This is a genomic window from Agrobacterium sp. CG674 (assembly GCF_053521645.1).
The window spans coordinates 96571-111623 of sequence record NZ_JBNWDZ010000003.1; the positions used below are offsets into that span (position 1 = coordinate 96571).

Here is a 15053-nt window from a genome sequence, read left to right on the forward strand (position 1 = left end):
ATGGACAGGTAATGCGCTTCGGTCAAGAGGCAAGCAACGTTTTTCTGCCATTACACCGTTATGCAACCTTTTGGCGACCGGATTGCATATTGCAATTCAGGATAAACAAGTTATGGTTGCCTGCATGGGGTGATGCTCTTTGGAAGACATCGCGTTTTGTCGGGTTGATCGGGGTAAACATGGGTGTGAATGCAGACAATAACAACAAGGGCAAAGACGCGCAGATACCGCCAAACATTGCTTATATCAGTCAGATGCTTTCAGAGTTGCGGTATGTCGCGAAGGTAGAGGGTGCCGACATGCTGCTTTACCTGATTGAAATGGCTTACATTGAGGCAGAAGACATTAAAACTGGTCGTCGCAAGCTGTCAGTCAGCCATATTGATCGAAACCCGCCCCTGGGAATGCCGATTTAACCGCCCCGCTATATCAAGCTCCAGAAGCACGAGATAGACAGTCGAGGCGGGCAGGCCTGTGTGGCGAATAATGTCATCCGTCTCAACCGGCGAGGGTCCGAGTGCGGATGCGATGATGCTGCGGTCATCCTCACGGGGTGGTGAAATCTCCATATCTTCGGCGCTTTCCTTGGCAATGTGCTGGAATGGCAGGGATGGCTCCATGAGTGGTCGCAGCGCGTTCAGAATGTCCGCTGCCTCCGTCACCAGCATTGCCCCATCCTTGATCAGCCGGTTGGTCCCGTGGCACCGAGCATCAAGGGGTGAGCCCGGAACCGCAAAAACCAGCCGCCCGAATTCGCCCGCCAGTCTCGCGGTAATCAGCGAACCCGAGCGGTCCGCCGCCTCCACAATCAGAACGCCCATGGAAACGCCTGCGATCAGCCGATTTCGGCGCGGAAAATCTCTGGCGCGCGGCTCCCAGCCAAACGGCATTTCACTGATGCTGGCGCCGCCATTTTCATAGATTTCATCCAGCAGACGCAGGTTTTCCGGCGGGTATGGCCTGTTCAGCCCGCCTGCCAGCATGGCGACGGTGCCGGTGGAAAGGCTGGCAGTGTGGGCCGCCGCATCGATGCCGCGAGCAAGACCGGATGCAATCGTATAGCCTGCTTGGCCGCATTGGCGCGCCAGCATGGCCGCAAACTTCGAACCATTGATGGAGGAATTGCGTGATCCGACAATGCCGATGGAGGGGCGAACCGCCGTGCGGCCTGAGCCCTTCATGGAAATGATCGGCGGCGCGCCATCGATTTCGCGCAGTGCCGGTGGATAATCCGGCTCGCCAATGCCCACGAATCGCGCGCCGAATTGTGCGGCGGCTTCGATCTCCCGTTCAACTTCTGAAACGGAGGCAATGCGCGGGCTGCGCGCCGATCCGCCCCGGCGGGAAAGATCGGGCAGGGCGTCCAGCGCCTTTTCGGCACTGCCGAAGTGGTTGATCAATTCCCGGAACGTCACCGGACCGATATTGTCGCTGCGAATGAGCCGAAGCCAGGCAATGCGTTGCCGGTCGTTAAGCGCGATGCCGCGCTTCGTTTCGCCGTCATGCGGCATGTCTTGCCCCCATCAGGGCAAGACGCTTGCGCCTCAGCCCTTCTTCCCGATTTTGCTTTCCGTCCCCGCCAGCAGCCGCTTGATGTTTTCCCGGTGCATGTACCAGGAGATCACGCTGAGCAGCGTCACCAGCAGAGCCGTCTTCTCAGGCCCTAATATCCACAATGCAACCGGAATGACAAGCATTGCAACCAGTGCGGAAAGAGATGAGTATTTTGTGATATAGGCGGTGGCGATCCAGATCGCCGCAAAGGCCAGCATCATCAACGGTGCAGCCCCCAGAAGAACGCCGATATAGACGGCAACGCCCTTGCCACCCTTGAAGCCGAGCCATACGGGAAACAGATGCCCGAGAAAGGCGAAGAAGCCCGCAACCAGTGAGGCCTCGTAACCCCAGAGGGCATTGGCGATCAGCACCGCTGCCGTGCCCTTCAGGGCATCCAGCAGCAATGTGGCGGCTGCCAGCTTCTTGTTGCCGGTGCGCAGCACATTGGTCGCGCCGATATTGCCGGAGCCGATCTTGCGAACGTCACCCAGACCGGCTGCGCGGGTCAGGATGAGGCCGAATGGGATTGAACCCAGCAGGTACCCCACCAGCGCTGCGAGCGCCAGCAATGCTGGCGCGGTTTCCCAAACAGTCAATGCGGTCATGGATGTCCCCTCAGTCCCGTCGAGTCTTTTATTGGTTGAAATAGACCAGCTTGCCTGCAACATAGGTTGCAACGGCGCGGCCGGTAAAGCGTGCATCTTCAAACGGTGTGTTCTTGGACCTCGACACCAGATTTTTCTCGGAAACCAGCCATGGCTCGTCAAGATCGATCAGCGTGATATCAGCCTTCGCGCCCGGTTTCAGCGTTCCGGCGTCCAGCCCGAAGATCTGCGCGGGGCGGGTGGAAAGCGCATCGATGAGGCGCATCAACGGCACCTGGTCGCTGTGATAGAGCCGAAGAGCGGCCGCCAGCATGGTTTCAAGGCCAATGGCACCGCTTGCCGCATCCGAGAATGGCAGGCGCTTGGTGTCCACATCCTGCGGATCATGCGATGAGACGATGATATCGATCGTGCCGTCCTTCAACGCATCCACCATGAACATGCGGTCGTCTTCGGAGCGCAGCGGCGGGGAAAGTTTGAAGAAGGTGCGATACTCGCCGATATCGTTCTCGTTCAGCGTCAGATGGTTGATGGAAATGCCGCAGGTCGCTTTCACGCCCCGCGATTTTGCATGCGCAATCGCTTCTGCCGATTCCCGCACGGAAATCTTGGCGGCGTGGTAGTTGGCACGGGTCAGCGCGGCGATGCGCAAATCCCGCTCCAGCGGAATGATTTCGGCTTCGCGGGGAATGCCTGAAAGCCCCAGCCAGCTCGCAAACAGGCCCTCATTCATGTCGCCATGGCCGATATAGGGGTCGCGGGTCTCCAGTGAAATCACCGCGCCCAGTTCTCGCGCATAGGTCATGGCCCGGCGCAGCACGGCGGTGTCTTGCATGGCCTTGCGGCCATTGGTGAAGGCAACGGCCCCGGCTTCGCGCAGCATGCCAAATTCGGTCATTTCCTCGCCGCGCAGACCCTTTGTCAGCGCCGCTGCCGGATAGATATTGACCAGCGCCTTGTCGCGCGCCTTCTTCTTCACGAATTCCACAAGCGCAATGTCGTCGATGACGGGATCGGTATCCGGCATCACGATCATGCTGGTCACGCCACCCGCTGCCGCAGCCCGCGAAGCGGATTCAATGGTTTCGCGGTGTTCCGCGCCCGGCTCACCCACAAACACGCGGGCATCCACCAGACCCGGCGCTGCAATCACGCCGCGTCCATCATGCACGGTCGCATCCTCGGGTGCACCCTGGTTTTGCGCATCCTTGCCAGCAGCCAGAATCGTGCCGTCAGCGCCGATGATGATCGTTCCGACCTCATCGAGATTGCGGGATGGATCGATGATGCGGACATTCTTGAGAACGGTTGCGGCGGTCATACGCGCTCTCCCTGGTTTTGCGAAAGAAGAAGGGTTTCCATAACGGCCATACGCACGGCCACACCCATTTCCACCTGGCTTTCGATCACGCTCTGCGGGCCATCGGCCACTTCGGAGGCAATTTCAACGCCACGGTTCATCGGGCCGGGGTGCATCACCAGCGCGTCTTCCTTGGCGGCTTTCAGCTTTTCGGCGTCCAGCCCGTAATAATGAAAATACTCGCGCACCGAAGGCACGAAGGAGCCGGACATGCGCTCGCGCTGCAGGCGCAGCATCATCACCACATCGGCGCCCGCAAGGCCTTCCTTCATGTCGTGATACACTTCCACACTCATCAGGTTGATGCCGGAGGGCAGGAGCGTTGGCGGTGCAACGACTCGCACCCGAGCGCCCATCTGGTTCAAGAGGATGATGTTGGAGCGGGCAACACGCGAATGCAGCACATCGCCGCAGATCGCTACCGTCATGCCAGAAAGCGTGCCCTTGGCGCGGCGAATTGTCAGCGCATCCAGAAGTGCCTGCGTCGGGTGTTCATGCTGGCCATCGCCGGCATTGACCACCGAGCATGCCACCTTTTGCGCCAGAAGGGCGGCAGCACCAGCGGAAGAGTGGCGCACCACCAGCACATCTGGCCGCATGGCATTCAGCGTCATGGCCGTGTCGATCAGCGTCTCGCCTTTCTTGACGGACGAATTGCCCACCGACATGTTCATCACATCGGCGCCCAGCCGTTTGCCGGCAAGCTCGAAGGATGATTGCGTGCGGGTCGAGGCTTCGAAAAACAGGTTGATCTGCGTCAGCCCGCGCAGGGTCGATGTCTTCTTCTCGCGCTGGCGGCTGATTTTCACAGCCTCGTCAGCTTTGTCTAGAAGAGTGGTGATATCCTGATGGGAAAGCCCCTTGATGCCAAGCAGGTGGCGGTGGGGATAATAGACCATGGAATATGTCCTCCGGGTCACAATAGCGCCTGTCCCGGCGCTCTGGCTTTGGTTATCGGGTCTATAAAGACAGGTGGCTTTGTCGGCAAGCATGCGATAAGCCGGGGCAGACCTAATACATGCAATAAAATGCGAATCCCGATATAGCCACGCGATGACGAATATGAACCGGACAGAAGAACAGCTCGCCGATTTGAACCAGCCTAGCCTCTGGTCCGGCATCAATGCCTATCGCACAGACCCGCTGATTGTGGATTTGACATCCAGTCTTTCGCGCCCTCTGCGAGATGAATTTGATCAGATCGGCCGCTATGTGACCTCCTCGGAAGCGCAGGAACTGGCCCGCATGGCCAATGTCAGCGAGCCGAAACTGCACACCCACGGCCCACGCGGAGAGCGGCTGGATCAGGTGGAATTCCACCCTGCCTGGCATGCGCTCATGCGCCGCTCCATGTCCTCAGGCCTGCACAGCAGCGCCTGGGAAAATACGCCCGAAACCCGTGGCAACGAGCACAAGGCACGCGCCACCAAATTCTACCTTACCTCACAGCTGGAAGCAGGGCACCTGTGCCCGCTGACCATGACCCATGCTTCCGTCGCCGCGATGATGTCATCGCCACGCGTGCAGAAGGAATGGGCACCGAAGATTCTCTCGCGCAAATATGATTCGTCGCAAAAGCCCGCCATGCAGAAGACAGCCGTGACCATCGGCATGGGCATGACGGAAAAGCAGGGTGGTACCGATGTGCGTGCCAACCGCACCACGGCAGAACGCGTGGGCGAGGGCATCTATCGCCTTTCCGGCCACAAATGGTTCCTGTCTGCCCCCATGAGCGATGGTTTCGTCATGCTGGCGCAGATGGGCGATGGCATGGGCTGCTTCCTCGTACCGCGCTTTCTGGAAGACGGTTCGGCCAATGGCCTGCATTTCCAGCGCCTGAAAGACAAGCTAGGCAACCGCTCCAATGCGTCAGCCGAAGTCGAGTTCACCGATGCGTTCGGCTATCTGCTGGGCGAGCCCGGTGGCGGCATCAGCACCATTCTGGATATGGTCACACTGACCCGGCTTGATTGCGCGCTTGCCTCCTCGGGCATGATGCGCGCATCGCTGGCGGAGGCTGTGCATTATGCCCGTGGCCGCAACGTCTTCGGCAAGGCGCTCGTCGCTCAGCCCATCATGACCCGTGTGCTGGCGGATATGGCGCTGGATGTGGCGGCTTCAACCGCCTTGTCCTTCCGTCTGGCTGCTGCGTTCGATAGCGCCCGAAACAATCCGGCAGAAGCGGCCTATGCCCGTGTGATGACGCCAATTGTCAAATACTGGTGCTGCAAGATCGCGCCTCCCTTGATTTACGAAGCCATGGAAAGCCTCGGCGGCAACGGCTACATCGAAGATCGCCCCATCGCCCGCCATTATCGTGAAGCTCCCGTCAATGCGATCTGGGAAGGTTCCGGCAACGTCATGGCACTGGATGTGCTGCGTGTTCTCCAGCGCGGTCGGGATCTCTTCGATCTCGTGTTCGAAGTGCTGGAACGCGATCTTGGCCCCTCTGGCAAGAAAACCACCGATGTGTTGCGCGCCGCAATCGCGCTGTGCGAACGCGACGAGGGTGCTGCCCGCATGCTGGTGGAACAGTTCGCGCTGGCCGCTGCCGCTGCGGAGCTTTGCCGCATCGGTGCCGGTCGCATTGCCGATGCTTTCCTCGAAACACGCCTCGCAGGCGGTTTCCGCCACACCTACGGCATGCTGGATAGCCGCTTCGACGCGTCCTACATCATCGATCTGCTTTATCCACCGGCAAACTAAAACCTAAGGCGCCGCCGGTTACAGTGTGACCGGCAGCGCTTTGAAAAAACAAAAAGGCAGGTGCACGATCAATGTGCACCTGCCTTTTCTCATTCAAGCTGTGTGTATCAGAACTCTTCCCAGCTCTCCTGGGGTTTGAGAGCCGCATTTCCATTGGTGGCGTAGGAAACAGTCTTCTTCATGGGCCGCGCCGGAGCAGGCGCCGAGGAGGGGGCTGGACGACGGCTCGGTGCCGAGACGGCAGAGCGCTGGTCCGTGTTGCGAACGCCAATGTTGAACTCTCCGATCAACGCGAACAGACGGGCCGCTTCATTTGCGAGCGTATGGGCGGCCGCGGATGTTTCCTCAACCATTGCCGCATTCTGCTGCGTGCCCTGGTCCATGGTGTTGACGGCGATGTTGATCTCTTTCAGACCTGTTGCCTGTTCGCGCGAGCTTTCAACAATGGCGTTAACGTTGCCATCGACCTCCACGACCTGTTGAACGATGTCCTGAAGTGCTGTGCCGGTATCCCCAACCAGTGACACACCGTTTTTGACGTGGCCGTTGGAGGCGTTGATGAGCGTCTTGATTTCCTTGGCAGCTTTTGCAGAGCGTTGCGCGAGTTCACGCACTTCCTGTGCAACAACGGCAAAGCCCTTGCCGGCCTCGCCAGCGCGTGCGGCTTCAACACCAGCGTTCAGTGCCAGCAAGTTGGTCTGGAAGGCAATTTCATCGATGACGCCGATGATGTTGCCGATCTCGCCAGCCGATTGCTCGATCTTGCCCATGGCCTCGACAGCCTGGCTGACGACCTTTCCGGAATACTCGGCATTTTCCTTGGTCTTGCGTACCAGTTGGCCGGCATCGTGAGCGCGGTTGCTGGAATCGGAGACAGTCGTGGTGATTTCTTCCAACGCCGCAGCCGTCTCTTCAACGGAGGCCGCCTGCTGCTCGGTGCGTTTGGCCAACTCATTGGAGGCTGTCTGAATCTGGCTCGATGCCGCTGAAATCGCTCCAGCATTCTCGAGAATTGTCTCCAGGGTTTTACGCAACTTGGCCGACGTAGCGTTAAAGTCAGTCCGCAAGCGTTCTAGCGCGGGAAGGAAAGGCACGGCAATCTGCTGTGTCAGGTCGCCTTCGGACAGGCTCTGCAGACCATCAGCCAGTTGCGCAACATTCGAGACGCGCTCGCTCACATCGGTCGCAAACTTCACAACCTTGAACACTTTGCCATTCATGTCGAAGATGGGGTTGTACGAGGCCTGGATATAGACCTTCTTGCCGCCCTTGCCGAGACGCATGAACTCATCCGCCACGAATTCTCCTGATGCCAACTTGGCCCAGAACTGGCGGTATTCCGCGCTCTGAGTGTAAGCAGGCTCGCAGAACATAGCGTGTTTCTTGCCCTTGATTTCGGAAAGCTGATAGCCGAGGGCATTCAGGAAGTTTTCGTTCGCATTCAGGATTTCGCCATCAGGCGTGAACTCGATGGTAGCCTGCGCGCGGGAAAGCGCGTTGAGTGTGCCCTCATCTTCCGCCGCTTTCAACTTCACCGCCGTGATGTCAGTCGCAAACTTCACGACCTTGTAAGGCTTGCCTCCACGAAAAACCGGATTGTATGAAGCCTGAATCCAGACTTCCTTGCCGTCTTTCGCGATGCGCTTGAACTGACGGCTGTCATACTCGCCACGGCCGAGCTTGGCCCAGAAAGCGCCATACTCAGGTGAATTTGCCTCAGCTGCGTCTACAAATACCCGGTGATGTTTCCCAACGATTTCCTGCAATTGGTAACCGAGCGCACGACAGAAATTCTCGTTCGCTGTCAAAATTGTACCGTCAAGCTTGAATTCGATGATAGCCTGAGACTTGCTCATCGCCTCAAGTACGGCTCTCGCATCCGCACCGCCAAAACCCAGCATTCCATTCTCCAACGTCGTATTCGCTCGCCGCTTGTCCGATGTCCTTCAGACGCTAGAGAGCAGGCCTTGCTTCATTTTGGCGATTGTCACTTAGACATGTTTACAAGCTCTAAATTATCGGCTCGATATTTGCATTTATTGCTGATTTTAGCAGCATTTTGCTCAGATGCAGCTTTGCTATTCTTGAGTTCCAACAAGAGATGCAACGAGGGGGCGAAATTTAGTATTGAAGTTCTTTAATTTGGACATGCCTGCAAGCATCCATACTGCATGATGATGGCAAAAAGGTCCGGTATTTCCAGTATCTTACAATTGTTCGATGCGTGCAAAAACGCCGTTTTTCTCTATCCAACGGTCACGTTAAACGCCAAGTCTTCATAAGGTCTCTGGTGTTTGTCATGCTGCAAAGAAGGCAGGTGCAATCAACATTCATCTGCCTTCTTTTACTTTCAAAATGCGTGTCTTAGAACTCTTCCCAGCCCCCTTGGGGTTTGAGTGCTGCGTTGCCGTTGGTGGCATAGGAAACACTCTTCTTCATGGGCCTCGCCGGAGCGGGCGCCGAGGAAGGGGCGGGACGACGGCTTGGTGCCGGGTGTTGATTCCTATTGCGGGCACCAATGTCGAACTTTCCGATCAACGGTAGCAGCCGGGCCGCTTCATCCGCCAGGGTATGGGCCGCTGCCGACGTCTCTTCAACCATTGCAGCATTCTGCTGTGTGCCGTGGTCCATGTTGTTCACGGCGACATTGATCTCTTTCAAGCCAGTCGCCTGTTCGCGGGAGCTTTCGACAATGGCACTGACATTGCCATCGACCTCCACGACCTGTTCGACAATCTCCTGAAGGGCTGCGCCGGTGTCACCCACCAGAGACACGCCATTCTTCACGTGGCCGTTGGAGGCGTTGATGAGCGTCTTGATTTCCTTGGCAGCCCTTGCAGAGCGTTGCGCAAGTTCACGCACTTCCTGAGCGACGACAGCAAAGCCTTTGCCAGCCTCGCCAGCGCGTGCCGCCTCAACACCGGCATTCAGTGCCAGCAGGTTGGTCTGGAACGCAATTTCATCGATAACACCGATGATGCTGGCAATTTCTCCGGCCGACTGCTCGATCTTGCCCATGGCTTCGATAGCCTGATTGACGACCTTGCCGGAGTATTCGGCATTTTCCTTCGTCTTGCGCACCATCTGCCCGGCCTCGTGAGCGCGGTTGCTGGAATCGGCGACTGTAGTGGTAATTTCCTTGAGCGCCGTCGCCGTCACCTCCACGGAGGCCGCCTGTTGCTCGGTTCGTTTTGCCAACTCATTGGAGGCGGACTGAATCTGCCGGGATGCCGTTGAAATCGCACCAGCGTTTTCAACAACGGTCTCCAGTGTGCTGCGCAGCTTTTCCGAGGTCGAGTTGTAGTCAAGCCGCAGGCGCTCCAGCGCAGGCAGGAAGGGGCTGGTGATCTGCTGTGTCAGGTCGCCTTCGGACAGGCCCTTGAGAGCGTTGGCCAACTGATCGACATTGTTGACGCGTTCGGTCACATCGGTCGCAAACTTCACGACCTTTAGCACCTTGCCATTCATGTCGAAGATGGGATTGTACGAGGCTTGAATGTGGACTTTATTGCCGCCCTTACCCAGACGTGTGAACTCGCCGGCCACGAATTCTCCAGCCGCCAGCTTTTGCCAAAACTGCTTGTATTCCGCGCTCTGGGTGTAGGCAGGCTCGCAAAACATCGCGTGTTTCCTGCCCTTGATTTCCGAGAGCTGGTAGCCGAGGGCGTTCAGAAAGTTGTCGTTCGCGTTCAGGATCTCGCCATCGGGCGTGAACTCGATGGTGGCCTGTGCGCGGGAAATGGCACTCATCGTGCCACTGTCTTCAGCGCTCCTCAGTTTCTGCGCCGTGATATCGGTCGCAAACTTGATGATCTTGTATGGCTTGCCACCACGAAAAATAGGGTTGTAGGAAGCCTGAATCCAGACCTCCTTGCCGTCTTTGGCAATGCGCTTGAACTGGTGGCTTTCGTACTCTCCACGGCCAAGCTTGGCCCAGAAGCCGCGATAATCGGGGGAATCTGCCTCCAGACGGTCGACAAACAGCCTATGGTGTTGCCCGACGATTTCGTGCAGTTGGTAACCCAGCACGCGGCAGAAATTTTCGTTTGCCTTAAGAATTGTACCGTCGGTCTTGAATTCGATAATCGCCTGAGACTTGCTCATTGCATCAAGCACGGCCTTCGCGTCCGCACCGCCGAAACCCAGCATTCCATTCTCCATGTCTGGTAAAATCGCATCGTTTCCACGTTCATCAGCTGCTTGGGGAGGCTGCTTGCGTTAGAAACTTATTATCTGATAACTTAACGATAAGACCTGAATCACAGGTAAATTTTTTGCACATCACGCTACGTAAGGTATTGTTTTTATTCGCACAATTAGCCCGAGTGTTTATTGCGCCTGAAAAACTTCCTGCAACTCAAAGTGCGTAAAAAGCGACAATGAAACGAAACGACGAACTGCACTTAACCTTCTCTGATGCTCGCCCCGCTACAGAAGTCCACACGGCAAAGAGCTGGCGTGGGGTATCCGTGCAATATTCCCGGCTTCATCTGCCTGCCGAATATGAGTTTCGCTGGGAGGGTGAAAGTCACTATCTGGCCCATCATGATCTGGTGCTGCTGGATGGGGAGATGGAAGTTTCCGGCGAACGGCCGGTTGCCGCGACCGACTTGCGGGATTTGATGACGTATGTCCCCAAGGGGCAAACAATTGAAGGCTGGGCAAAACCGGTAGACCGCCTGAACGCGTTTACCGTCGTCTGCTTTGACCCCGCCGTGATGGAGGAGGAGTTGCAGGCGGAGTTTGCGCGTTTGGAGCTGCGGGCGAATATTTACTTTCAGGACAGGGAACTTGGTTCAACGATGCGCAAGCTCGGCCACATCATGGCTGATCACGAACGGCCATCCTCAAAAGTCTATTCGGAAACCGTCGGGCTTACCGCTGCTCTGGAAATGGTGCGACTGGGCGCGCAGAACCCCGCAAAAATTGGCGGGTCCGGCCAGCTTGGCCAGACGCAGTGCCGTCTGTTGACGGATTATGTTGAGGCTAATCTCTCATCCGATATCGGGCTTGATGATCTCGCGGCCATCACCGGCTTGACGCGGTTTCATTTCTCTCGCGCGTTCAAAGCAACGTTCGGTGAGCCGCCTTATCAGTTCGTCATCCGCAAGCGGATCGAGCGGGCGCAGTCGATGCTGGCGAAAACGCGGCTATCCATCGCAGAGATCGCGACCGCTTGCGGCTTTGGCAGCGCAAGCCAGCTGGGGCGCTCGTTCCGGGATGTGGTGGGACAAACCCCACTCTCATTCCGCCGCAGTACCTGATACTTTCAGTTATTTTCGAGGCAATCTTTCGTCGCAAACGTCGCTTCTTCAACTCATCCACACATTCCTTCGCCTTCCGGGCTCCTCGCACATTGCCGTGAAATTAACCCTTTGCTAACTGCGTTAGTAACGTCACCACGCGGAGAGTTGCGGAAACATGCTGGCAATCAATGAGACCTCTGGCGAGGCTGTTTCCGAAAAACGCATCCGGGATCGCGCCGCGACCGAACGCTCTATCTTCAATGCGGCAAAAACGCTGCTCGCGGAGGAGGGGTTTCAGGGCTTTGGCATCAATGCCGTGGCGCGCCGCGCTGGCTGCGACAAGCAACTCATCTATCGATACTTCGGCGGGCTGGAAGGTCTGGTTGCGGCCATCGGCGAAGACCTGGGTTCCTGGGTGAAGGATCGCATTCCCGAAGATACCGGCGGCATGTTTCTGCTGACCTATGGCGATCTCATGGAAAAGCTGGCGCTCTATTATATCGAGGCGCTGCGCAGCGATCCGCTCGTGTGCAAGATCATCGCCTGGGAAGTTTCTGAAAACACCCCGCAGGTGAAGCAACTGGCAGATGCCCGCGCCAAGGCGCTGGCCAAGTGGCTGGAAAAGATGCGCGGCTCGCTTCAGGCCCCGAAGGGTGTGGATACGGCCACCGTCAACGCCGTGATCTTCGCGGCCATCCAGCACCTTGTCATCTCGTCGGTCACATCGGGACAGTTTGCCGGCGTTGCGCTGAAAACGCCCAAGGATTGGGACAAAATCGGCACAGCCGTGAAGCGAATCGTTCGCGGCGTTTACGGTTGAGAGAGCGCGATCAAACTTGCTCGGCAAAGCGTGCCCTTAAATAGCTGCTCGCGCGTTAATGCCTCAAGCGGAGAGCTTATCCACAGCCCTACGCCGTTTGTTAACCATAACACCAACTTCCATTTGCCCGTCTGGAGTGACGGGATCATTGTGTTAAGAAATCATTAACCATGCGCCTGTGGGCGTGTGAAAAGGAACCGCCGTGACCCGATGGATATCCTTGATCGTCATGATGACGTTCTTCGCAATGCTGCCGTTGGACATTGATGTTCCGACGGTAAACCTGTGCCTCATGGCTTGCCTGCGCTGGGCCGTTCTGGCGATTGCGCCCGAACCAGTCTTTTCACGGGAGCAGATGGCATGAAGTGGTTTCTGATTCTCTGGGCTGGGCCCGTCGCGTTTCTGGGTGCCTGGTACGGGCTGTCCTACAACGACATGAGCTTCGGCTTCTTCATGCTCACGCGCCAGTCGCATGATCTGGTGTTCCAGATTTACGGAAACATCCTCGGCATCCCGCCGGAAACCATCCCGCCGCTGGTGGCACGCGCCATCGCGATGGATAGCCTTATCGTCATGGCCATCATCGCGTTTCGCAAGAGAAAAGAAATCGCTGCATGGTGGCGCAAGCGTCAGTCCGCAAAGGCGGAAACATCTCGTCCTAGCGCCGAAAGCCTGTCCAGCGCACCTTGAAGAATGAAGCTGGCGGCCGCCGAATCGATCCGCTGCGCCCGCTTGGCACGAGACACATCCATTTCCAGCAAAGCCCGCTCAGCGGCCACGGTGGAAAGCCGCTCGTCCCAATAGACGAAAGGCAGGGCAGTCTTGTCGCTCATGGCGCGCACGAAAGCCCGCGTTGCCTGAACACGCGGCCCGGCGGAACCATCCATATTGGTTGGCAGGCCGATGATGAAGGCAGCAACCTTTTCCTTCGTCGCAAAGTCCAGCAGAAGCTCTGCATCCTGCGTGAACTTGATGCGCTTGAGAACCGGGCGAGGCGTGGCAAAACGCCGTGACAGATCGGACATGGCAAGGCCGATGGTCTTGGTGCCCAGGTCCAGCCCCGCAATAGCCTGTCCTGGCTGCAGAAAAGTTGCCAGTTCCTCAATCGTCAACGTCGCCATGGATAGGTCTCAGCGTTTGCGTACAAATTCGGTGCGCAGCACGAGGCCCTTGATGGCATCGTGACGGCAATCGATTTCTTCGGGATTTTCCGTGAGGCGGATGGACTTTATAACCGTGCCCTGCTTCAACGTCGTGCCCGCACCCTTGACCTTCAAGTCCTTGATGAGGGTAACGGAATCACCATCAACCAGAAGCGTGCCGCTGGCATCGCGCACCTCATTGCCCTTGGCAGCCTGGGCCGCAACCTCTGATGCAGGGCGCCATTCACCTGACGCTTCGTCGTACACATATTCGTCGTCATCGGCTGCCATTTGTCACTCCAGAATTTGAGACGGTCCAGTTGTATAGCCCGTCCTATGTCATAATATATCGGTAACACAAAGGAGAACCTCCATGAAACTGACCTGGCTTGGTCATGCCGCATTCCGCCTCGAAACCGGTAAAGCAAAAATCCTCATCGATCCGTTTCTCACCGGAAATCCCAGCTTTGCCGGGCAGGATGCCAAGGACGCTGCCAACGGCATCACCCACATTCTGCTCACCCACGGTCATGGCGACCATGTGGGCGATACGATCCAGCTGGCAAAGGACACTGGTGCTACAGTGCTAGCCAATGCTGATCTGGCCACATGGTTGGGTTCGAAGGGCGTATCCCGGCTGGAAATGGGCAATACCGGCGGCACAGTCGGTTTTGACGGATTTTCCGTCACATTCACCAATGCGCTGCATTCTTCATCGCAGATCACAGAAGATGGCGTCAGCCATGCTCTGGGCAATGCCAACGGCTTGATGCTGCATTTCGAAGACGGCCCGACCGTCTATCACATGGGTGATACGGACATCTTCTCCGACATGGCCCTGATCCAAGAACTGCACGAGCCCGACATCGGCCTCGTTCCCATCGGCGACCGTTTCACCATGGGCGGCGCGGTCGCGGCACTGGCCTGCCAGCGCTTCTTCAAGTTCCGCAACGTCATCCCCTGCCACTACGGCTCGTTCCCCATGATCGACCAGACCCCGGAAAAATTCGTCAACGGAATGGAAGGCGGGCAATCCCGGGTGGATACGCCAAGCGCTGGACAGGCATTGTCGTTCTGATCTGAAAACAGACTTCATCTACCCATGTCAGCCATCGAGAGATCAAAAGGGCTGACATGGGCGAAACATCCGGCTCCAGACGCGGCAGGTCTGCTGCGAGATATCTCGCCAAATTCGGCGCTCATCCAGACCGTTCCCGGTTGCGAACTTCGGGCGCGGTCATTATAGCGGGTAGGAAAATTCTTGACTGGAGTAGAACCATGTCCGTCGATCTTGCCACCGTAAAGCGCGTTGCGCGCCTTGCCCGTATTGCCGTCAGCGAAGACGAAGCCCAGAAGATGCTGGGTGAGTTGAATGGCATTCTCGGTTTCGTGGAGCAGCTTTCGGAAGTGAATGTCGATGGCGTCGAGCCGATGACATCCGTCACCCCCGTTGCCATGAAGAAGCGCACAGATGCGGTGAGCGATGGAGCCAAGGCCGAGGATATCGTCGCCAATGCGCCGAACACGGACCGCAATTTCTTCCTCGTCCCGAAGGTGGTCGAGTAAGCCTAAAGCCGGTTTGCTCCCGCCCGTCCGATTGATATAATTCGAAAGCCG

The 15053-nt window shown here is 57.3% G+C and carries 16 protein-coding genes; 8 read left to right on the forward strand and 8 right to left on the reverse strand.

Annotation, left to right across the window (positions count from 1 at the left end; translation table 11 throughout):
- Window positions 1-11: 11 nt before the first annotated feature.
- Window positions 12-416, forward strand: a complete 405-nt coding sequence (locus ACQZ51_RS09665; RefSeq protein WP_448776767.1) for a hypothetical protein — start codon at window positions 12-14, stop codon at window positions 414-416.
- Here ACQZ51_RS09665 and dprA read toward each other — a convergent pair.
- The 4 genes from dprA to ACQZ51_RS09685 are packed head-to-tail and all read right to left on the reverse strand — an operon-like array spanning window position 369 to window position 4421.
- A complete protein-coding gene (dprA, locus tag ACQZ51_RS09670; RefSeq protein ID WP_448776769.1) occupies window positions 369-1511 on the reverse strand; it encodes a DNA-processing protein DprA in 1143 nt (380 codons plus the stop codon). The two genes, ACQZ51_RS09665 and dprA, sit on opposite strands and share 48 nt — an antisense overlap.
- Before the next feature lie 33 nt (window positions 1512-1544).
- Window positions 1545-2162: a glycerol-3-phosphate 1-O-acyltransferase PlsY gene (gene plsY, locus ACQZ51_RS09675; RefSeq protein ID WP_448776771.1), complete on the reverse strand. Its 618-nt coding sequence runs from the start codon at window positions 2160-2162 to the stop codon at window positions 1545-1547.
- Window positions 2163-2190: 28 nt separating this feature from the next.
- Complete coding sequence (locus tag ACQZ51_RS09680) at window positions 2191-3483, reverse strand: dihydroorotase (protein ID WP_448776773.1); 1293 nt, start codon at window positions 3481-3483, stop codon at window positions 2191-2193.
- Entirely contained in the window at window positions 3480-4421 is a 942-nt protein-coding gene (locus ACQZ51_RS09685) for an aspartate carbamoyltransferase catalytic subunit (RefSeq protein WP_448776774.1), read from the reverse strand. The genes ACQZ51_RS09680 and ACQZ51_RS09685 overlap by 4 nt, the downstream gene beginning before the upstream one ends.
- Window positions 4422-4575: 154 nt before the next feature.
- Here ACQZ51_RS09685 and ACQZ51_RS09690 point away from each other — a divergent pair, with 154 nt between their 5' ends.
- Entirely contained in the window at window positions 4576-6228 is a 1653-nt protein-coding gene (locus ACQZ51_RS09690) for an acyl-CoA dehydrogenase family protein (RefSeq protein ID WP_448776776.1), read from the forward strand.
- A gap of 107 nt (window positions 6229-6335) precedes the next feature.
- On the opposite strand, the gene ACQZ51_RS09695 is transcribed toward ACQZ51_RS09690, so the two are convergent.
- Window positions 6336-8129, reverse strand: coding sequence for a methyl-accepting chemotaxis protein (locus tag ACQZ51_RS09695; RefSeq protein ID WP_448776777.1), 1794 nt, complete (start codon window positions 8127-8129; stop codon window positions 6336-6338).
- Between the two features lie 463 nt (window positions 8130-8592).
- Window positions 8593-10377, reverse strand: a complete 1785-nt coding sequence (locus ACQZ51_RS09700) for a methyl-accepting chemotaxis protein (RefSeq protein WP_448776780.1) — start codon at window positions 10375-10377, stop codon at window positions 8593-8595.
- Window positions 10378-10607: 230 nt separating this feature from the next.
- Here ACQZ51_RS09700 and ACQZ51_RS09705 point away from each other — a divergent pair, with 230 nt between their 5' ends.
- The 4 genes from ACQZ51_RS09705 (at window position 10608) to ACQZ51_RS09720 (ending at window position 12984) form a co-directional block, all read left to right on the forward strand.
- Window positions 10608-11492: a helix-turn-helix domain-containing protein gene (locus ACQZ51_RS09705; RefSeq protein ID WP_448776782.1), complete on the forward strand. Its 885-nt coding sequence runs from the start codon at window positions 10608-10610 to the stop codon at window positions 11490-11492.
- Between the two features lie 157 nt (window positions 11493-11649).
- Window positions 11650-12294, forward strand: coding sequence for a TetR/AcrR family transcriptional regulator (locus tag ACQZ51_RS09710; protein WP_448776784.1), 645 nt, complete (start codon window positions 11650-11652; stop codon window positions 12292-12294).
- A 202-nt stretch (window positions 12295-12496) separates the two neighbouring features.
- On the forward strand, window positions 12497-12658 hold the full coding sequence (locus tag ACQZ51_RS09715) for a hypothetical protein (protein WP_448777599.1): 162 nt from the start codon (window positions 12497-12499) through the stop codon (window positions 12656-12658).
- On the forward strand, window positions 12655-12984 hold the full coding sequence (locus ACQZ51_RS09720) for a DUF6105 family protein (RefSeq protein WP_448776786.1): 330 nt from the start codon (window positions 12655-12657) through the stop codon (window positions 12982-12984). Before ACQZ51_RS09715 ends, ACQZ51_RS09720 begins: the two co-directional genes overlap by 4 nt.
- Here the strand turns inward: ACQZ51_RS09720 and ruvX are convergent.
- Together ruvX and ACQZ51_RS09730 are read right to left on the reverse strand one after the other, a co-directional pair.
- A complete protein-coding gene (gene ruvX / locus ACQZ51_RS09725; protein ID WP_448776788.1) occupies window positions 12924-13415 on the reverse strand; it encodes a Holliday junction resolvase RuvX in 492 nt (163 codons plus the stop codon). The two genes, ACQZ51_RS09720 and ruvX, sit on opposite strands and share 61 nt — an antisense overlap.
- Before the next feature lie 9 nt (window positions 13416-13424).
- Window positions 13425-13727 (reverse strand): alkylphosphonate utilization protein, encoded by a 303-nt coding sequence (locus ACQZ51_RS09730; RefSeq protein ID WP_448776790.1) that lies wholly within the window; start codon window positions 13725-13727, stop codon window positions 13425-13427.
- 82 nt (window positions 13728-13809) lie between these two features.
- Here ACQZ51_RS09730 and ACQZ51_RS09735 point away from each other — a divergent pair, with 82 nt between their 5' ends.
- Together ACQZ51_RS09735 and gatC are read left to right on the forward strand one after the other, a co-directional pair.
- On the forward strand, window positions 13810-14514 hold the full coding sequence (locus ACQZ51_RS09735) for a metal-dependent hydrolase (RefSeq protein ID WP_448776792.1): 705 nt from the start codon (window positions 13810-13812) through the stop codon (window positions 14512-14514).
- A 200-nt stretch (window positions 14515-14714) separates the two neighbouring features.
- Window positions 14715-15002: an Asp-tRNA(Asn)/Glu-tRNA(Gln) amidotransferase subunit GatC gene (gene gatC, locus ACQZ51_RS09740; RefSeq protein ID WP_042619626.1), complete on the forward strand. Its 288-nt coding sequence runs from the start codon at window positions 14715-14717 to the stop codon at window positions 15000-15002.
- Window positions 15003-15053: the final 51 nt, after the last annotated feature.